The following is a 19,238-nucleotide window of genomic DNA, read 5'->3' on the forward strand; positions in this document are numbered from 1 at the left end:
GCCGACGATGCGCATCCTGATCGTCGGAGCCGGCGGAGTCGGCTCGGCGGCCGCCCGCATCGCCGTGCGCAGGGACTTCTTCGCCAGTCTCGTCGTCGCGGACTACGACCCCGCACGCCCGAAGGCGCTCGTCGCGGAGCTCGGCGACGACCGCCTCGAGGCGGCGCAGGTCGACGCCTCGAGCGCGGACTCCGTGGCCGCCCTCATCCGCGCGCACGGCGTCACGCACGTGCTGAACGCCGTCGACCCGCGCTTCGTGATGTCCGTCTTCGATGGGTGCTTCCTGGCCGGCGCGACCTACCTCGACATGGCGATGAGCCTCTCGCATCCCCATCCCGACAGGCCCCACGAGCTCACCGGCGTCAAGCTCGGCGACGAGCAGTTCGCCAAGGAGGAGCAGTGGAAGGATGCCGGGCGTCTCGCGCTCGTCGGGATCGGCGTCGAGCCGGGGCTGTCGGACGTCTTCGCGCGGTACGCGGAGGACGAGCTGTTCAGCGAGATCGACGAGCTCGGCGTGCGCGACGGCGCCGACCTCGTCGTGGCGGGCTACGACTTCGCTCCGTCGTTCTCGATCTGGACGACGATCGAGGAGTGCCTCAACCCGCCCGTCATCTACGAGGAGGGGAGGGGCTGGTACACGACCGAGCCGTTCAGCGAGCCCGAGGTGTTCGACTTCCCCGACGGCATCGGTCCGGTCGAGTGCGTCAACGTCGAGCACGAGGAGGTGCTCCTGATGCCGCGCTGGACCACGGCCAAGCGCGTGACGTTCAAGTACGGGCTCGGCGACGAGTTCATCGACGTGCTCAAGACTCTCCACAAGCTCGGGCTCGACAAGACGGACCGAGTCAGCGTGAAGGGCGTCGAGGTCTCACCGCGCGATGTCGTCGCCGCCTGTCTGCCCGACCCCTCGACTCTCGGCGACAGGATGAGCGGCAAGACCTGCGCGGGCGTGTGGGTGACGGGCAGGGGCAAGGACGGGATGCCGCGCTCGACGTATCTGTACCACGTCGCCGACAACGAGCACACGATGCGCGAGTACCACTCGCAGGCGGTCGTATGGCAGACGGCGCTGAACCCCGTCATCGCGCTCGAGCTGCTCGCGAACGGCATGTGGTCGGGCACCGGGATCCTCGGCCCCGAAGCGTTCCCCGCGAAGCCCTTCCTCGACCTGCTCGCGGCGCCGGCGCCCGAAGGCTACGGCTCTCCGTGGGGGATCCAGGAGAAGCCGCTCCCGATCTGACGCGCCGGACTCGCGTGACCGCCGCATGAGAGGCCCCCGGGCCAGGTCGTCAGCCGAGCGCCGCCGTGAGCGACGCGAGCTCGAGCCCGTGCGCCGTCGCGACTCCCGCGTTGACGACAGCGCCGCCCACCGTGTTCAGTCCCGCGGCGAGCGCGGCGTCGGCTCGCAGCGCATCCTTCCACCCGAGTCGCGCGATCTGCCGGATGTACGGGAGCGTCGCGTTCGTGAGCGCCGATGTCGAGGTGTTGGGCACCGCGCCGGGCATGTTGGCGACGCAGTAGAACACCGAGCCGTGAACGACGAACGTGGGGTCGTCGTGGGTCGTCGGGCGCGTGTCCTCGAAGCATCCGCCCTGGTCGACGGCGATGTCGACCAGCACGGAGCCGGGCCGCATCCGGCTGACCATGTCGTTCGTGACGAGCTTGGGCGCCTTGGCGCCCGGGATCAGCACGGATCCGATGACGAGGTCGGAGTCGACGACGGCGCGATCGAGGTCGAGCGGGTTGGAGGCCGCGGTCTTGATGCGCCCCTGGAAGTGGTCGTCGAGGTAGCGCAGACGCTGCACGTTGGTGTCGAACACCGTGACGTCTGCGCCCAGGCCCGCCGCGATGACGGCCGCGTTCGCTCCCGCGACGCCGCCGCCGATGACGGTCACGCGGGCGGGACGCGTGCCGGGCACCCCCGACATGAGCAGGCCGAGCCCGCCGGCGGAGCGCATGAGGGTCGCGGCGCCGACGGTCGGCGCGAGCCGCCCCGCGACCTCACTCATGGGAGCGAGCAGGGGAAGGCCCCCGCCGACGACCTGCACGGTCTCGTAGGCGATGGCGGTGACGCGATCCGCGAGGAGGCGGTCGGTGAGCGGCCGGTCGGCCGCCAGATGCAGGTACGTGAACAGGAGCAGGTCGTCGCGGAAGTGCCGGTACTCGCTCTCGACGGGCTCCTTGACCTTGAGGAGGAGCTCCGTGCCGTCCCACACGGCATCGGCGTCGCCGACGATGGTCGCGCCGGCCGCCTCGTACTCGGCATCCGGCATCGACGACCCGACGCCCGCTCCGCGCTGCACGATGACCTCGTGACCTGCGCTGACGAGATCGTTGACGCCCGCAGGCGTGAGGGCGACGCGGTACTCGTTGTTCTTGACCTCGGTGGGGACGCCGATTCTCATCGCCCGCTCCTTTCCGCTCCTGGTGGGAGCCGTCCTAGAAGGCGGGGCGGATCGCCCCGACATCTCGCCCGCCGCCCGTGATCGACAGCGGAAGCCGCGACATCGCATCGGCGACGTCGGAAGCGGGAAGGGCGCCGGCGCGCTCGAGAAGGCGCAGTGCGACGGCCGTCGCGGCCCGGCCGGACCCGTCGAGCACCTTGAGCGCGACCGTCGTGCCGTCGGGCGCGACCATGACCATGACGCCCTCGGCGCCGCGCTTCGCGAAGACGCCCAGCCGCTCGATCACCGCCGTGTCGGAGCCCCCGGGTCCCTCGATCGTCCACGGGTTCGCGCGCACCGCCTGCACGAGGGCGCCCGCGTGGCGGTGCAGGGCGAACGGCGACGTCGTCGACGAGTTGCCGATCCGGTGGATGGCACGCACGAGACCGAACAGGCTCATCGCGAAGACGGGCGCCCCGCACCCGTCGATCGCGGTGGCGGCGATCTTGTCTCCCGTCAGGCGCTCGGTGACCTCGCGGATGTGGAGCTGGAGCGGATGCCCCGCGTCGAGGTAGGTCGCCGTGTCCCACCCGTTCACGACGCAGGTCAGGAGCATCGCGGCGTGCTTGCCCGAGCAGTTCATGCGGATGCGCGCCGGCTCGGCGTGCTCGCGGACCAGCTCGTCGCGCGTCGTCGAGTCCGACGGCCACGCGGCGGGGCAGCCGAGGTCGTTCTCGCCCAGGCGGGCGCTGTCGAGGATGTCGCGCACGACCGACACGTGCCGATCGGTGCCGTTGTGGCTCGCGGTCGCGAGTCCGAGCCGCTCGCCCTCGAGCGGAGCGCCCGCCGAGAGGCACGCGAGCGCCTGGACGGGCTTGAGGCTCGAGCGGGGGAGGATCGGCGTCGTCACGTCTCCGAGCCGCATCGCGACCTCGCCGCCGGGGCTGAGCACGATCGCCGAGCCCGTGTGCCGCGATTCGACGAAGCCGCTGCGCTCGACGACGGCGAGCTCGACGGCATCCGCAGCGGCGAAGGTCTCGGGCACGATGACAGCCTAGCGTCGCGACCCGACGGTCGACGGGAGTGTCAGACTGGCCGGATGATCGGCGAGCACCACTACGCACTCACCACGACCTGGACCGGAGACAGGGGCACGGGAACGAGCGGATACCGCGACTACGACCGTGCCGGCACGATCGAGATCGAGGGCAAGCCCACCCTGCTCGCCTCCAGCGACAAGCCGTTCCGCGGCGACCCCACCAGATGGAACCCCGAGGACCTCCTCGTCGCGGCGCTCAGCGAGTGCCACCTGCTCTCGTACCTGCATGCGTGCGTGCAGGCGGGCGTCGTCGTCGTCGCCTACCGGGACGAGGCATCCGGGGTCATGGTGGAGGACGGCCGAGGGGGAGGGGCCTTCCGCGAGGTGGTCCTGCGCCCCCGGGTGACGGTCGCCGACGCGTCGATGACGGATGCCGCGACCGCCGCGCACGAGCAGGCGCACGAGTGGTGCTTCATCGCCAACTCGGTGAACTTCCCCGTCCGCGTCGACTCCTCCGTCGACGTCGCAGGGCGGCGCTAGCGGCGCTCGTGCGGCAGCACCTGCTTGATGCGGTCGAGCGGGTTGTGCGCCGGGGCCTCGTTGTAGGCGTGTGCCAGCTCCTGGCCCGAGAGGGCGTGGATCGCGGCCATGATGTCGTCCGTCGCGAGCCGGCGTGCCTTTCCGGAGTCGGCCGCCCCGTGCGTCGTGAGGTCGAGGGGCTCGCCGAACTTGACCGTCACGCGGTGCTTGAGCGACGGCATCTTCGCCCCGACGGGCATGACCTTGTCGGTGCCGACGAGTCCGACGGGAACGACGGGCGCTCCCGTCTGCAGCGCCAGGAACGCGACACCCGTGCGACCTCTGTACAGTCGCCCGTCGAGCGATCGCGTTCCCTCCGGATACAGCGCGACGGCCTTGCCCGCCTCGAGGAGCTGTCGCTGCTGCTCGAGCGCGTCGAGCGCGGCCTGACCCGCGCCGCGCTGGACGGGGATGGCTCCGATCGCCGTGAAGAACTCCCGCGAGAGCCAGCCGGAGACGCCCTTGCCGTCGAAGTAGCTCGACTTCGCGAGGAAGTGGACGGGCCGGGGCGCTGCGACGGGGATCGCGACGGAGTCGATGAACGACAGATGATTGCTCGCGAAGATGACGGGTCCCGACGGGGGGACGTTCGCCTTGCCCTCGACCCGCGGCCGGTAGACGAGCCGGGCGACGGGGCCGATCACGAAGCGGCCGAGCGTGTACGTGAGGCCCATGCTCGTGGCCGGCGACGCTTCGACCTCGGGTGCTTCGGTCGTGTCGTCGGATGTCACCCGATCGAGGCTACTCCGGCTTCCATGCCTCGGTGGGCATGGCGCTCGCGGGCGCGCGCGGGCGTTTCATGAGGCAGGATGGAGTCCTCCCCTTCTCTCTTCGTGAGGTTCGTCCCGTGCGCATCCGCCCTCTGGCAGCCCTGTCCGTCGCCGCTCTCGCGGCCGTTCTCCTGACCGGCTGCTCCGGCTCGGCCGCGCCCCAGGCGACCCCGACGGACACCTCGGCGTCGGCCGACCTCTGCGCCGTCGCAGCTCCCGGCGGCGACACCGTCGAGGCCGTGAAGGTCGAGGGCGCCGTCGGCGCGGCGCCGACCGTCACGTTCAGCGCGCCGCTGGACATCCAGAGCGCCGAGCGCGTCGTCTCGACGGAGGGCGACGGGCCGCAGATCCAGGACGGCGACTTCGTCGCCTACGCGATCGCCGTGTTCGACGCCACGACCGGGGCATCCGTGCAGCAGGGCGGATTCGACGGCGTGCCGCTTCCTGCGTTCCCCATCTCGGTCGGATCGGGGCCCGACATGTTCTTCGGCTGCGCGACAGAGGGTTCGCGCATCGTCATGACGGTTCCCGCGAGCGGGTCCAGTGCAGCGCAGGTGTACGTCATCGACGTGCTGGGAGTGACGCCGGCCGACGAGTGGTGCGCGGTCTCCGAGCCGGGGCCGGACTTCCCCACGGTCGAGTTCGGAGCCGACGGCGCACCGACGATCACGATCCCCGCAGCCGAGCCCCCGACCGATGTCGAGCTCGAGGTCGTCCAGGAGGGCGACGGCGACGTCGTGGAGCCCGGCGACGAGGTCACCGTCAACTACACGGGCGTGAAGTGGAGCGACGGCTCGGTGTTCGACTCGAGCTGGGAGGGCGGCACGCCCGCGACCTTCACGACGACGGGCGTCGTCGCGGGCTTCCAGCGCGCGCTCGAGGGCCAGACGGTCGGATCCAAGGTCGTCGTGTCGATGCCCCCGGCCTGCGGCTACGGCGAGGAGGGCTCGAGCAGCCACGAGCTGGCGGGCGAGACGCTCGTGTTCGCGCTCGAGATCATCTCGAAGACCGAAGGCCAGTAGCCGAGCCCGGCGTCCGAGTGCAGGCCCCTCGGTAGGCTGGCGGAATGCGACGCGTCCTCATTCTCGGCTCGACGGGCTCGATCGGGACGCAGGCTCTCGACGTCATCCGCGCCCACCGCGACCGGTTCGAGGTCGCGGGGCTCTCCGCCGGCTCCAACCGTGCGCTCCTGGACGCACAGGCCGCCGAGTTCGGCGTCGCCCGCACGGCACTTGGAGCGATCGAGGCGGAGCAGCTCGTGCGGGATGTCGAGGCCGACGTCGTGCTCAACGGCATCACGGGGTCCGTGGGGCTCGGCCCCACGCTCGCCGCGCTCGAGGCGGGCCGCGTCCTCGCGCTCGCGAACAAGGAGTCGCTCATCGTGGGCGGCGACCTCGTGACGGCCCTCGCCGCGCCTGGGCAGATCGTGCCCGTCGACTCCGAGCACTCCGCGCTCGCGCAGGCACTGCGCTCGGGGACGGCTGATGAGGTGCGACGACTCGTGCTGACGGCATCCGGCGGTCCCTTCCGTGGGCGCTCGCGCGACGCCCTCGCGGACGTGACCCCCGCGCAGGCGCTCGCACATCCGACGTGGGACATGGGGCGCGTCGTGACGACCAACTCCGCGACCCTCGTCAACAAGGGCCTCGAGGTCATCGAGGCGCATCTGCTCTTCGGCGTCCCCTACGACGACATCGACGTCGTCGTGCACCCGCAGTCGATCGTCCACTCGATGGTCGAGTTCGTCGACGGATCGACGATCGCGCAGGCGTCGCCGCCCGACATGCGCCTGCCGATCTCGCTCGGACTCGACTGGCCGCACCGCGTCGCGGGCATCGGGAAGCCGCTCGACTGGACGGTGGCGGCCTCCTGGACCTTCGAGCCGCTCGACGAGGACGCGTTCCCCTCCGTCGGCCTCGCGAAGCGCGTGGGGCGCGCGGGCGCCACCTACCCCGCCGTGTACAACGCCGCCAACGAGCAGGCCGTCGACGCGTTCCACGAGGGGCGCCTGCCGTTCCTCGGCATCCTCGACACGGTCGAGCGGGTCGTCGACGCGCATGAGGCGCCGACCGAGCTCACGCGCGAGAGCCTCGCGGACGCGGAGTCGTGGGCGCGGGATGCCGCGGACCGCGCGATCGCGGCATCCGTCGCACGCTGATCATCCGGGATGCCGCCCGGGGGCTCCCCCGCGCGGCATGTCACGCGCACTCGGCGGGAACGGCGCGGGAGAGTCGATCGACCCGCCCCGGAAGCGGGGAGGGGCGGGTCGATCGGAAGCCCGTCATTGGGCTGACCGACCGGGCTGGGGATACCCGGTCAGTGCGTCGTGAGGCCGTGCGCGCGGAACTGGCCGCGGACGCGCTCGGTGAGCTCGGGGCTCGGGGCCGGCGTGTCCTCGAGCTCGTACGTGCGGCCGAGGGCCTCCCACTTCGAGCGGCCCATCTGGTGGAAGGGCAGCACCTCGACGCGGGTCACGGCGCCGGGGCGGATCCGGTTGAGGGATGCCGCGTACTCGGCGACCTCCTCGACGTTCTCGACGGCATCGGTCAGGCCCGGCACCAGGACGAACCTGATCCAGACCTCGGGTCCCTCGATGCGCTCGGCGAGGCGGCGCCCGAACGCGAGCGTCGGTGCGAGCTCGCGGCCCGTCGTGCGCTCGTACGTCTCGGGGTCGCCCGACTTGACGTCCAGGAGCACGAGATCGGTGTCGTCGATCATCTCGTCCGTCGCGTTCGCGCCGAGATAGCCCGACGTGTCGAGCGCCGTGTGGACGCCCATCTCCTTCGCGCCGCGGAGGATCCGCGCGGCGAACGCCGGCTGCATGAGCACCTCACCGCCCGACAGGGTGATGCCGCCGCCCGTCGCGCGGAAGACGCCGAGGTAGCGCCGCACGCGCGCGAGGAGCTCGTCCGCGGTGACCGGCCTGCCGTCCTTCATCGCGAGCGTGTCGGGGTTGTGGCAGTAGAGGCACCGCAGCGGGCATCCGGCGAGGAACGTCGTCAGGCGCGTGCCGGGGCCGTCGACGGCCGTCACCAGCTCCCACGAGTGCACCGAGCCGAGCTCGCCCGCGCGCATCGCGGCGAGGCGCTCAGCACGCTCGAGCTCGGCGACGGTCAGCCCGTCGAGCCCGTGGCCGGCGCGCGGACCTGCCGCCGACGCGGAGGCACGGGCTGCGGCACCCGCGGCGGGGGCCTCCAGGCGTGTCGCGTCGGCGGGGAGCACGGAGCTCTCCGGCATCCGGATCAGGGTCGCGGCCATGATGTCGCTTCTTCTCGTGTCGGGCCTCGGGTCACGCCGCGTGGAACGTGCGCGACAGGACGTCGAGCTGCTGCTCGCGCGTGAGCCGCACGAAGTTCACGGCGTAGCCGGAGACGCGGATCGTGAGCTGCGGGTAGTTCCCGGGGTGCTCCATGGCGTCCTCGAGCGTCTCGCGGTTGAGCACGTTGACGTTCATGTGGTAGCCGTCGGCGCCGACATAGGCGTCGAGCAGGCCCGAGAGGTTCGCGACGCGCTCCTGCATCGTGTGGCCGAGGCCGGCGGGCACGACCGTGTTGGTGAGCGAGATGCCGTCCTGCGCCTCGTTGTACGGGAGCTTCGCGACCGACAGGGCCGACGCGAGCATGCCGTGCGTGTCGCGGCCGTTCATGGGGTTGGCACCCGGAGCGAACGGCTCTCCCGCCCGGCGGCCGTCGGGCGTGTTGCCCGTCGCCTTGCCGTACACGACGTTGGACGTGATCGTCAGCACCGACTGCGTGGGAAGCGCGTTCCGGTACATCGGGTGGCGGCGGATCTTGGCCATGAAGCGCTCGACGAGGTCGACCGCGATGTCGTCGGCGCGGTCGTCGTCGTTGCCGTACGTCGGGAACTCGCCCTCCGTCACGTAGTCGACGACGATGCCGCGCTCGTCGCGGACGGGCGTGACGGTCGCGTACCTGATCGCCGACAGCGAGTCGACGGCGACCGACAGGCCCGCGATGCCGCAGGCCATCGTGCGCAGCACGTCCTTGTCGTGCAGGGCCATCTCCAGGCGCTCGTAGGCGTACTTGTCGTGCGACCAGTGGATGCAGTTGAGGGCCTCGACGTACGTCTCGGCGAGCCAGTCCATCGTCTTGTCGAAGCGCGCCATGACGTCGTCGAACTCGAGCGGGCCGGAGCCTGCGATCGGCGCGGTCGCGGGGGAGACCTGCTTGGCCGAGACCTCGTCCCTGCCGCCGTTGATCGCGTAGAGGAGCGTCTTGGCCAGGTTCACCCGGGCGCCGAAGAACTGCATCTGCTTGCCGACGCGCATGGGCGAGACGCAGCACGCGATGGCCGCGTCATCCCCCCACGAGGAGCGGATGAGCTCGTCGGACTCGTACTGCACGGCCGACGTGTCGATCGACACTTTGGCGCAGAAGTCCTTGAAGCCCTTCGGGAGCTGCTCGCTCCAGAACACCGTCATGTTCGGCTCGGGCGCGGGACCGAGGTTGTAGAGCGTCTGCAGGAAGCGGAACGAGTTCTTCGTCACGAGCGGGCGGCCGTCCTGGCCCATTCCGCCGATCGTCTCGGTGACCCATGTCGGGTCGCCCGAGAAGAGGGCGTCGTACTCGGGGGTGCGCAGGAACCGGACGATGCGCAGCTTGATGACGAAGTCGTCGATGATCTCCTGCGCCTCGATCTCGGTGAGGGTGCCGGCCGCGAGGTCGCGCTCGACGAAGACGTCGAGGAACGTCGAGGTGCGACCGAGCGACATCGCCGCGCCGTTCTGCTCCTTGACGGCGGCGAGGTAGCCGAAGTACAGCCACTGGACGGCCTCGCGGGCCGTCGTCGCGGGGCCGGAGATGTCGAGCCCGTACGAGGCGGCCATCTGCTTGAGCTCGCCGAGAGCGCGGATCTGCTCCGCGTGCTCCTCGCGCATGCGCAGGACGTCGTCGCTGAAGGACGTCGTGTCGAGCTCGAGCTTGTCGAGCTTCTTGGCGGAGACGAGTGCATCGACGCCGTAGAGGGCGACGCGGCGGTAGTCGCCGATGATGCGGCCGCGGCCGTAGGCGTCGGGCAGGCCCGTGATGACGTGGGAGCTGCGCGCGGCGCGCACGGAAGGCGGGTAGACGTCGAAGACGCCCTGGTTGTGGGTCTTGCGGTACTCCGAGAAGACCGTGCGGAGGGTCTCGTCGACCTCGTAGCCGTACGTGTTGAGGGCGCCCTCGACCATGCGCCAGCCGCCGTTGGGCATGATGGCGCGCTTGAGCGGGGCGTCGGTCTGGAGCCCGACGATGACCTCGTCGTCCTTCGAGATGTACCCGGGACCGTGCGCCGTGATGCCGGCGGGCGTGTGGGGGTCGACGTCGTAGATGCCCTTCTCGCGCTCGACGGGGAACATCGCAGAGAGCGTGTCCCAGATGCGCGTCGTGCGGGCGGTGGGTCCCTGCAGGAAGGCGGCGTCGCCGGTGTAGGGCGTGTAGTTGCGCTGGATGAAGTCGCGCACGTCGATCGCGTCCTGCCACGGTCCGGGCATGAAGCCGGTCCAGGCGGCGGGGACGGTGTCGTGCGGGTTCAGGATGGGGCTGGTGATAGGCATGAGGGTCGCTTCCTTCCTCCTCGTGGGAGTCGGGCGCGTCGGGTGCCTGTCTGGTTGGCGGTGGCCCCCCGGCGTGCCGCTCCTCCAGCGTAAGGCAATGTGGTCAGACCACAAACGAGATTGCACGGAAGTCACAGCGGGGGCGGCATCCGGTTCTCCGAACTTGTGGTCCTACCACAACCCCGGCTCGCGCTCTCCCGCGCTCGCGCTCCCTCACTCACCGCGGAGGGAGAGGGCGCGACGGGGGGAGAAGGGCGGGGGCTACCAGGCGCGGGTGGGGTCGGAGAGGGGCGTCTCGTCCTCGGGGTAGGGCACGGGCCAGACGGGCTCGGGCACGGGCCAGCCGGCGTCGCGGAGGGCGCGCCGGGCGAGCTCGCGCGCCGAGTACGGCGTGCGGACGCCGCGGATGTCGCGGTAGTCCTGGTGACCGGGCCCCGCCCACAGGATCGCGTCGCCGTCGCCGACGAGCCCGACGGCCTCGATGATCGCGCGCTCGGGCGGCGAGTACTCGTGGATCTCGGCATCCGGACGCGCACGCCGCGCGCCTTCGACGAGCGTCGCGCGGATCGAGTCCGGGTCTTCGAAGCGCGGATGGTGGTCGGTGATCACGAGGATGTCGCTGCCCTCGACGCCCGTGCGGCCCATGTCGTGGCGCTTGGTCGCGTCGCGGTCGCCGTCGGCGCCGAACAGCATGACGACCTTTCCGGGCGTCACGCGGCGGACGGCCGCGAGCGTCTTCTCGAAGGCGTCGGGGGAGTGGCCGAAGTCGACGTACACGGCCGGGCCCTTCTCTCCCGAGACGCGCTGGGTCCGGCCCGGGAGATACGCGTCGATGCGGCCGCTTCCGCCTCGCGAGGCGTCGAGCGCCGCGACGAGAGCGTCCCACGTGTACCCGCCCTCGAGGAGCATGACGATCGCGAGCCCCGCGTTGGCGGCCATGTGCCGCCCGATGACGGGAACGATCGTCGTGAGCGATCGGCCGTCGCGCGACGAGAGGGTGAACTGCGTGCCGGTCTGGCGCTCCTCGCCGATCTCCACGATCCAGTCGGCGTCGGCATCCGGGTCGGCGGCGATGGCGGGCGTGACGATCGTGACGTACGGGATCTCACAGCGCTCGACGACCTCCGCGCCCGGTGCCGAGTCGAGCGAGATGACGGCATGACGCGCGCGGTCCGGCCGGAACAGCGGCAGCTTCGCCTCGAAGTACTCGCGCATGTCGGCGTAGTCGTCGAGGTGATCGTGCGAGAGGTTCGTGAAGCCCGCGACGTCGAACACGAGGCCGTCGACCCGGTGGCGGCTGAGCGCCTGCGCGCTCACCTCGACGGCGACGGCGTCGACGCCGCGCTCGCGCATGAGGGCGAGCAGCGCATGGAACTCGGATGCCTCGGGCGTCGTGAGCCGCGACACGATGACCTGCCCCGCGATGTGCCGCTCCGCCGTCGACGAGAGCCCCGTCACGACGCCGAGCTGGCCGAGGATCCCCTCGAGCAGGTGCGAGACGCTCGTCTTGCCGTTGGTCCCCGTCGTGCCGAACAGGAGAGGGAGGTCGTCGCCGGGACCCGTGCCGTACACCCAGGCCGACAGATCGCCGAGGATCGCGCGCGGATGGTCGACGACGACGATCGGAAGACCCGCGGATGCCGCGATCTCGGCGCCCGCGGCATCCGTCACGATCGCGACGGCGCCCTTGGCGGCCGCCGCCGCGGCGAACTCGGCGCCGTGCCGGTTCACCCCGCGGATCGCGACGAACGCCTCGCCGGGGCGCAGATCCGCCGTCGCGAGGGTGATTCCCGAGAGCGTCACGCCGGGCGCGTCGCCGCGGACCTCGCCGGCGAATCGGGCGGCGAGATCGTCGAGGGACCGGACGGGCGGATGCTCGGGTCGGAGCACGGGCGGCAGGTTCGAAGGCGCGTCTGTCGGCATGGCGCCTCCATCTTCTCATCCGGGGCGCGGGTGGCCCGCCGGCGGGCGGTCGCAAGGGTGGCCGGCGGGCGGTCCCCGGGGGACCGGCGGGCGGTCGCGCGAGGGAGGAGGCTCCCCGGGGACAGCCACGTCGAGGGGCCCGGCCGCGCCGGCCCCGTCGACGGGACCCGCCGTGCAGGCCATGCCGGCCCCGTCGACGGGACCGGCCGTGTCGGCGGGGCCGGTCTGGGCGGCCCGCCCGGCCCCTCCGATCGGACCATACCGGCGGCCGGACCGCACGGTCACCGGCGTCGGCCGGTCAGCGCGGTGCACCGGCGTCGACGGCCTGCCTGTCAGCGTCGCGCGGGTCGGCGGCGCAGGAGGCCGCCGAGAAGAGCGGCGACCGCTGCGACCAGTCCGGCTCCTGCGAGCCCGCGGGCGACGGGGTCGCCGACGCTCGAGGACGACTCGCCGGACGAGTCCGCCTCGGCCTCGCCGGCCGCGCCGTGTCCGTGCCCGGCCGGCTCGTCCGCGGCGGCTCTGACGGTCACGAGCGGAGCCGGGTCGTCGAGCGACCCGGGATCCTCGCCCTCGGCGGCGACCTCTGTCCACGCCGTCTCGCCCGCGGCGCACTCCTGGGTCACGGGGAAGGCCACGACCGTGTTCGCGGCGTCGGCGGCGAACAGCACGTCCATCGCGACCGACGCCTTCAGTCCCGACTCGATCGGCGAGTCGGCCGTGAAGGTGATGCGCGCGGGGAGCCCGTCGTCGCCGAGCTCGCGTGCGATGGTCCAGCCGCCCTGGACGATCGGGGTCGCGACGGCCACGGCATCCGGGACGTCGAAGACGAGCGCCGTCGTGGGTGAGTCGTCGCACCCGTGCTGGAACGTGAAGGTGAGCGTCGACGTCGTGCCGGCGGGGATCGCGTCGGGTCCGACGTGGATATGCGCGGAGGCCGCGAGCGGCGCCACGAAGGCCAGGACGGCGCCTGCGGCGGCCCCCGCCGAGACGAGCGCGGCGCCGCGCCGCGGGAGGGAGGTGGTTCGAGGCATGGTGGTCTCTTTCGTCGTCGGTGCGCCGCGGGCGAAGGCGGCGCGCTGAGCCCCGGCCGCACGAGCGCGCCGGGGACGGAGCGCGGCGGACGCCTGCTCCGTGCGTGCGGCTCAGCGAGCCGCGGCGACGACGGGCGGTCCCCTCCCAGACGCGCCCGAGAGGACGATGGATGTTGTGCGCGCTATGCGCCCGACCGCCGCGAGCACGACCAGCGGTCGCCGCACGGAGGGAGCGACGACTCGGCGCCGCAGCAGGCGCAGGATGCCGCGGCCCAGGTCGCGCAGCGCTTTCTCGCCCCGATGCGCGACGGCGATCGTGACGAGGGCGGCGGCGACATGGCCCGCGATCATGCCCGCGTCGGGGACCTCCGGCGTGATCGCGATCGTCGGGAGCGCCACGGCGCCGTGCACGTGCCCAGGCACCGAGACGCCGCCGCCGAGATCGCCCGAGAGCGCGAAGGCGACGTGGAAAAGCCCCTGGCTCGCGAGCACCGTGAGCGCGACCCGCCACAGCGCGAGCCGGCGCCCCGCCAAGGCCACCGCGGCGGGCGCGGCGAGCACGGCGACCGCCGAGAGGAGGAGCGGATGCGGCGCGCCGCCGCCCGAGAGGGTGTGCGCGGCCGAGGCGAGAAGGGTCGCGACGGATGCCGCCGAGACGCCGCGGAGGGCACGCAGCTGGCGTGGCGTCACCGCTGACCCCTTCCGCGTGCAGGCCTGGGCGACGCCCGCGGTGAAGCCCGAGCGCATTCATAGCCTCGCGAGGGTACCGTTGGCGCATGACCGTCCTCGCCTTCGTCATCGGCATCGCGCTCATGGTCGTGGGGCTCGCCGTCTCCATCGCGCTGCACGAGCTGGGGCACCTGTGGCCCGCCAAGAAGTTCGGCGTGCGCGTCGGGCAGTACATGATCGGGTTCGGCCCCACGCTGTGGTCCACGCGCAAGGGCGAGACGGAGTACGGCTTCAAGGCGATCCCGCTCGGCGGCTACATCTCGATGGCGGGAATGTACCCGCCGTCACCTCGGGACGGTGCGGCCCTCCCGGCGGGCGAGGGGCGCGCGGGACGCGCCGGCGGCGGGTTCTTCGCCACGATGGTGCAGGATGCGCGTGCCGCGAACGACGAGACGCTCGAGGGCCGCGACGACGAGCGGGTCTTCTACAGGCTCTCGGTGTGGAAGCGCGTCGTCATCATGCTCGGCGGCCCGATCATGAACTTCCTGTTCGCGATCGTGCTGTTCTCGATCCTCTTCTCGGCGATCGGCATCCAGACGGCGACCTCGACGGTGTCCGCGCTCAGCGAGTGCGTCCCGGCGACGGCGTCGGCGGAGTGCGCCCCCGGCGACCCGCAGGCGCCGGCCGCGGCCGCGGGGCTCCAGCCCGGCGATCGGATCGTGTCGGCGGACGGTGCGCCGGTGTCGACGTTCGCCGACCTCGCGGCGGTCGTCCAGGCCTCTCCCGCGCAGCAGCTGACGCTCGTCGTCGAGCGCGAGGGCACGCAGGAGACGATCTCCGTGACCCCCGCGACGGTCGAGGCGGCCGGGGCGGACGGAACGGCGCAGGAGGTCGGCTTCCTCGGCGTCCGCCCCGCCGTCGAGTACGTGCGCCAGCCGATCTGGGCGGGCGCGCAGGCCGCCGTCGAGAACGCGGGCGCCGTCGCGGGCATCATCTGGCAGCTGCCGGTCAAGGTCTACGACACGGCCGTGTCGCTCGTGACGGGTCAGGAGCGCGATCCCGACGGGCCGCTGAGCATCGTCGGCGCCGGCATCCTCGCGGGCGAAGTCGCCGCGGTCGATGCGCCGATCCTCAACCGCGTCGCGGGGTTCCTGGGTCTGCTCGCCTCGCTGAACATCGCACTGTTCGTCTTCAACCTGATCCCGCTGCTCCCGCTCGACGGCGGGCACGTCGTCGTCGCGCTGTGGGACGGGCTGAAGCGGACGTGGGCCAGGCTGTTCCGGCGTCCGCCGCCGAAGCCCGTCGACGCGTCCAAGCTCGTGCCGGTCACGTTCGTCGTCTTCATCGCGCTCGCCGTCATGGGCGGCATCCTGATCATCGCCGACCTGGTCAACCCCGTCTCCATCCTGAGCTGAGGCGAAATCCGCACGGATGTCGAAAACGGTCTCGCCCGTTCGCTGAAGGGGTGAACGGTTCCCCTGACGAAAGGACCACGACCGTGAAGTACGTCATCATGTTCACATCGACCCCCGAACTCGACGCCGCGGTGCCGCCCGAGCGTGCGCAGGAGGTCTACGGCCGCATCTACCAGTGGTTCCAGGACAACGACCAGCAGATCACGGACGGCGGCGCAGAGCTGCAGCCCGTCGAGACGGCCACGACCGTCAAGAGCGGCGAGAGCGGACCCCTCGTCGTCGACGGGCCGTTCTCCGAGGCGAAGGAGGTCGTCGGCGGCTTCAGCGTCATCGACGTGCCGGACATGGATGCCGCGATCGCGCTCGTGAAGACCTGGCCCTCGCTCGAGCTGCCCGGCGTCGCGATCGAGATCCGGCCCATGGTCACCGACTACAGCCAGTTCGAGTGACCGGACGGGATGCCGCGGACCCCGGCGCCCCCGAGGGGCGCGGCGGGTCCGCGGCATCCGACCTCCTGCTCGCCCGGGTCGTCCGCGAGGAGTCCGGGCGGATCGTCGCGGCGCTCACCTCGTCGCTCGGGAGCCTCGACATCGCGGAGGAGGCCGTCGCCGAAGCCGTCGAGGAGGCGCTGCGGGAGTGGCGCGCACGCGGCATCCCGCCCAAGCCCGGCGCGTGGCTCACGCAGGCGGCCAAGCACAACGCGCTCGATCGCCTGCGGCGCGAGCAGCGGTACCGGGCCAAGCTCGCGCTCCTCGCCGAGCCGGAGGCGGCGGAGCCGGGCACGGCGGATGCCGGGGCCGACGAACGGCTTCCGCTGCTGTTCGGATGCTGCCACCCTGCGCTCTCGCCCGACGCGCAGCTCGCCTTGACGCTGCGCGCCGTGTGCGGCCTCACGACGGCACAGATCGCGCGCGCGACGCTGACGTCGGAGGCGACCGTCGCTCAGAGGATCGTGCGGGCCAAGCGCAAGATCGGGTCGGCCGGCATCCCCATCCGCGTGCCCGAGGGCGAGGCCCGGCGCGGGCGGCTCGACCTCGTGCTGACCGTCGTGTCCCTCATGTACAGCGAGGCGCATCTGGTCGCAGGGCGGGATGCGTCGGCCGACCGGGATCTCGCCGACGACGCCGTCTGGCTCGCCCGCGTCGTCGCGGCCGGACTTGCGCGGGAGGCGGAGGCGCACGGTCTGCTCGCGCTCCTGCTCTTCCACCGCGCCCGTGAGGGTGCGCGCGCCGTCGACGGCGAGCTCGTGCTGCTCGGCGACCAGGATCGGTCGCGGTGGGATGCCGCACTCCTCGCGGATGCGCGCCGCGCCCTCCAGCGGGCGGCGACGCTGCGCAGGCCGGGGCGATGGCAGCTGCACGCCGCGATCGCCGCGTGCCACGCGGACGCCGCGACCTCGGCGGACACGGACTGGCTGCAGGTGCTGACGCTCTACGACATGCTGCTCGCGTACGACCGGTCGCCCGTCGTCCGGCTCAATCGAGCCGTGGCGCTGTCGCGCGTCGACGGACCGGAGCCCGCGCTCGCCGAGCTCGACGCGGTCGGCGAGGCGCTGGGCGGGTTCCATCTGTGGCACGCCGTCCGCGCGCACGTCCTCCGCGAGCTCGGACGCGACGACGAGGCGCTCGCGGCCGACCTGCGCGCGCTCGAGCTGACGGCGAACGACGCAGAGCGCCGGCTCATCGCGCGACGAGTGAGCCCGGCCGGGTGAGACGGGCGCGCCTGCGCGCCGGACGCGCTGCGCGGCCACGAGCGCGGTCCGCGCGGGGCGACGCACGATGCCCCCGCCGGCCCAGCCGCGGGGCGCGATCTGCACCAGGGGAAGAGGACCGCGGGCGCCGCGCTACGCGCCCACAGGCGTCATCGCATGCGCGACGAGCCGCTCGATCGTCGTCATGCCGTCTCGCGACAGGATCGACTCGAGGTGTCCCTGCACCGACGCGTACCCCGGTCCGCGCAGCGCGTACACGTCGCCCTGCTCGTCGGCCGCGACCTCGGCGTCCCCGACGCGCGTCGTCCCGGCAGGCACGCGCGCCGTGAACGTGTTGTAGAAGCCGATGGATGCCGGCACCCCGAACACGTCCACGGTCTTCTGCAGCCCCTGGTGCGGCTGGGCGAGCGGAGCGAGCTCGATCCCGAGCGAGTCGGCGAGGATCTGGTGGCTGAGGCACACCGCGAGCAGCGGACGGCCCGACGCGCGGCGGCGCGCGACGACGTCCCGCATGCGACGCATGCGGGCGCTCGCGGGGTCGCGCGGGTCGCCCGGTCCCGGGCCCGACACGACGAGCTCCGCGGCGTCGAGCTGCTCGTCCGTGACGGCGTCCCACGGCGCGATCACGACCTCCAGGCCCAGGTGGCGCAGCTGGTGCGCCAGCATCGTCGTGAAGCGGTCCTCGGCGTCGACCACGAGCGCGGAGCGCCCCGCGAACGGGCCGCCGTCGTCGGCGGCATCCTGCGGGTTGAGCCAGAACGAGGCGAGCCGGGCGTTCCGCGACTGCAGCAGCGTCGCGATGACGGGGTCGTCGGCGAGCAGGGCGGGCTGCGCAGCGGGGGCGTCCTCGTCGTCGACGGGGGTCCGATCCCTCGGGACGGCGCCGATCGCGCCGAGCACCCCGGCGGCCTTGCCGTGCGTCTCGCTCACCTCGCCGTACGGGTCGGAGTGCCGCACGAGCGTCGCCCCGACCGGCACTCGCAGGCGCCCGCCTTCGAGATACGCCGTGCGGATGAGGATGGGCGCGTCGAGGTCGTGCGTCGACTCGCCGTCGGGCACGGCATCCGTCCGCGGCGTGAACAGCGCGGCGACGCCCGAGTAGTACCCTCGCGGCGAGCGCTCGTGGCGCGTGATGACGGTGCAGGCGTTCTGCATGGGGGAGCCGGTGACGGTGGGCGCGAACATCGTCTCGCGCAGGATCTCGCGCGGGTCGAGGCGGCTGCGCCCGCGCAGAACGTACTCCGTGTGCGTGAGGCGCGACATCTCCTTCAGGTGCGGACCCGTGATGCGCCCGCCGTCGGAGCAGACGGCGCTCATCATCTTGAGCTCCTCGTCGACGACCATGAACAGCTCCTCGGTCTCCTTCGTCGACTCGAGGAACTCGGTGAGCGCGTCTGCGGTCGACCCGCCCGCCGGGTGGCGGAAGGTTCCCGAGATCGGGTTCATCGTGACGACGCCGTCGCGCGCGCTCACGTGCGCCTCGGGGCTCGCGCCGACCGCGAGGTGTCCGGGCGTCGACACGAGGAACGTCCAGTAGGCGCCGCGCTCGTGCTCGAGGAGTGCCCGGAACCACGTCAGGGCGGCGGTCACGGCATCCGTGTCGATGCGCGCGGTGAAGTCGCGGCGGATGACGAAGTTCGCCCCTTCGCCCCGCCCGATCTCGTCGGCGATGACGCGCCGCACGATGGCGGCGTAGTCCTCGTCGGGGATGTCGAAGCCCGCGTCCCGCAGCGGCACCGCGTCCGCAGGGAGCTCCGCCACGACGGCGTCGCGGGGGAGCGCGACGTGCGAGCCGACGACGAGGCATCGCAGGGGTGCGCCGTCGTCGTGGCACGCGAAGCCGCGCTCGCGGACCTGGCGGAAAGGGACGAGCGCGAGCACTTCGCGGGGCGTGCCCGCGGCATCCGTCAGTGGGATCTCGCCCAGCAGGTCGACGTCGACGACCTCTCCCGTGAGGAGCTCGACGCTCTCGCCGTCGCGTGCGAGGAGGGCGAAGGGAGCGCCGTCGGAGACGAGGGCGGACAGCAGGGCGGCGGGACCGTCGTCGGTCATCGGGAGCCTTCCGTGTGGGCGGGCGGTCGCCAGAGACGAGAAAAGACCGCCCGGGGGGCGGTCTGTGGGTCGTGGGACGCGAGCACACCGCCTAGGAGGCGGGCCACC

The 19,238-nt window shown here is 72.3% G+C and carries 16 protein-coding genes; 7 read left to right on the forward strand and 9 right to left on the reverse strand.

Going from position 1 to position 19,238, the window contains the following annotated elements; genetic code table 11:
* The first annotated feature begins 7 nt into the window (after positions 1–7).
* Positions 8–1,240 (forward strand): saccharopine dehydrogenase family protein, encoded by a 1,233-nt coding sequence (locus tag FHS08_RS11765; RefSeq protein ID WP_167039860.1) that lies wholly within the window; start codon positions 8–10, stop codon positions 1,238–1,240.
* Between the two features lie 49 nt (positions 1,241–1,289).
* Here FHS08_RS11765 and ald read toward each other — a convergent pair whose 3' ends face one another.
* The gene (gene ald, locus FHS08_RS11770) at positions 1,290–2,405 is read right to left on the reverse strand and encodes an alanine dehydrogenase (RefSeq protein WP_167039174.1); all 1,116 of its coding nucleotides are present in this window, start codon (positions 2,403–2,405) and stop codon (positions 1,290–1,292) included.
* A gap of 34 nt (positions 2,406–2,439) precedes the next feature.
* Positions 2,440–3,429, reverse strand: a complete 990-nt coding sequence (locus FHS08_RS11775; RefSeq protein ID WP_167039176.1) for an asparaginase — start codon at positions 3,427–3,429, stop codon at positions 2,440–2,442.
* 54 nt (positions 3,430–3,483) lie between these two features.
* Here FHS08_RS11775 and FHS08_RS11780 point away from each other — a divergent pair, with 54 nt between their 5' ends.
* Positions 3,484–3,963 (forward strand): OsmC family protein, encoded by a 480-nt coding sequence (locus FHS08_RS11780; protein WP_167039178.1) that lies wholly within the window; start codon positions 3,484–3,486, stop codon positions 3,961–3,963.
* Here FHS08_RS11780 and FHS08_RS11785 read toward each other — a convergent pair.
* Complete coding sequence (locus FHS08_RS11785) at positions 3,960–4,676, reverse strand: lysophospholipid acyltransferase family protein (RefSeq protein ID WP_167039862.1); 717 nt, start codon at positions 4,674–4,676, stop codon at positions 3,960–3,962. The two genes, FHS08_RS11780 and FHS08_RS11785, sit on opposite strands and share 4 nt — an antisense overlap.
* Before the next feature lie 173 nt (positions 4,677–4,849).
* Between FHS08_RS11785 and FHS08_RS17315 the strand changes: the two genes are divergently transcribed.
* A complete protein-coding gene (locus FHS08_RS17315) occupies positions 4,850–5,794 on the forward strand; it encodes an FKBP-type peptidyl-prolyl cis-trans isomerase (protein ID WP_167039180.1) in 945 nt (314 codons plus the stop codon).
* 44 nt (positions 5,795–5,838) lie between these two features.
* Positions 5,839–6,930, forward strand: a complete 1,092-nt coding sequence (gene dxr / locus FHS08_RS11795; protein WP_167039182.1) for a 1-deoxy-D-xylulose-5-phosphate reductoisomerase — start codon at positions 5,839–5,841, stop codon at positions 6,928–6,930.
* Positions 6,931–7,088: 158 nt separating this feature from the next.
* Here dxr and pflA read toward each other — a convergent pair whose 3' ends face one another.
* The 5 genes from pflA to FHS08_RS11820 form a co-directional block, all read right to left on the reverse strand.
* A complete protein-coding gene (gene pflA / locus FHS08_RS11800; RefSeq protein ID WP_243847280.1) occupies positions 7,089–8,030 on the reverse strand; it encodes a pyruvate formate-lyase-activating protein in 942 nt (313 codons plus the stop codon).
* Positions 8,031–8,061: 31 nt separating this feature from the next.
* Positions 8,062–10,329, reverse strand: a complete 2,268-nt coding sequence (gene pflB / locus FHS08_RS11805) for a formate C-acetyltransferase (protein ID WP_167039184.1) — start codon at positions 10,327–10,329, stop codon at positions 8,062–8,064.
* A gap of 261 nt (positions 10,330–10,590) precedes the next feature.
* Positions 10,591–12,252, reverse strand: coding sequence for a Mur ligase family protein (locus FHS08_RS11810; RefSeq protein ID WP_167039186.1), 1,662 nt, complete (start codon positions 12,250–12,252; stop codon positions 10,591–10,593).
* 332 nt (positions 12,253–12,584) lie between these two features.
* Positions 12,585–13,283, reverse strand: coding sequence for a DUF1775 domain-containing protein (locus tag FHS08_RS11815; RefSeq protein ID WP_167039188.1), 699 nt, complete (start codon positions 13,281–13,283; stop codon positions 12,585–12,587).
* Between the two features lie 111 nt (positions 13,284–13,394).
* Complete coding sequence (locus FHS08_RS11820; protein WP_341800393.1) at positions 13,395–13,973, reverse strand: hypothetical protein; 579 nt, start codon at positions 13,971–13,973, stop codon at positions 13,395–13,397.
* 86 nt (positions 13,974–14,059) lie between these two features.
* On the opposite strand from FHS08_RS11820, the gene FHS08_RS11825 reads away from it, so the two are divergent.
* The 3 genes from FHS08_RS11825 (at position 14,060) to FHS08_RS11835 (ending at position 17,078) form a co-directional block, all read left to right on the forward strand.
* Positions 14,060–15,367 carry a M50 family metallopeptidase gene (locus tag FHS08_RS11825; protein WP_167039190.1) on the forward strand — a complete coding sequence of 436 codons (1,308 nt, stop codon included), beginning with the start codon at positions 14,060–14,062 and terminating at the stop codon, positions 15,365–15,367.
* A gap of 83 nt (positions 15,368–15,450) precedes the next feature.
* A complete protein-coding gene (locus tag FHS08_RS11830) occupies positions 15,451–15,816 on the forward strand; it encodes a YciI family protein (RefSeq protein WP_167039192.1) in 366 nt (121 codons plus the stop codon).
* On the forward strand, positions 15,813–17,078 hold the full coding sequence (locus FHS08_RS11835) for a DUF6596 domain-containing protein (RefSeq protein ID WP_167039194.1): 1,266 nt from the start codon (positions 15,813–15,815) through the stop codon (positions 17,076–17,078). The genes FHS08_RS11830 and FHS08_RS11835 overlap by 4 nt, the downstream gene beginning before the upstream one ends.
* Before the next feature lie 132 nt (positions 17,079–17,210).
* Here the strand turns inward: FHS08_RS11835 and FHS08_RS11840 are convergent, their stop codons facing one another.
* Positions 17,211–19,130 carry an anthranilate synthase family protein gene (locus FHS08_RS11840; RefSeq protein WP_167039196.1) on the reverse strand — a complete coding sequence of 640 codons (1,920 nt, stop codon included), beginning with the start codon at positions 19,128–19,130 and terminating at the stop codon, positions 17,211–17,213.
* Positions 19,131–19,238 lie beyond the last annotated feature (108 nt).

Origin of the sequence: Microbacterium ulmi (genome assembly GCF_011759705.1) — a bacterium.
In the GTDB taxonomy this organism is placed as follows: domain Bacteria; phylum Actinomycetota; class Actinomycetes; order Actinomycetales; family Microbacteriaceae; genus Microbacterium; species Microbacterium ulmi.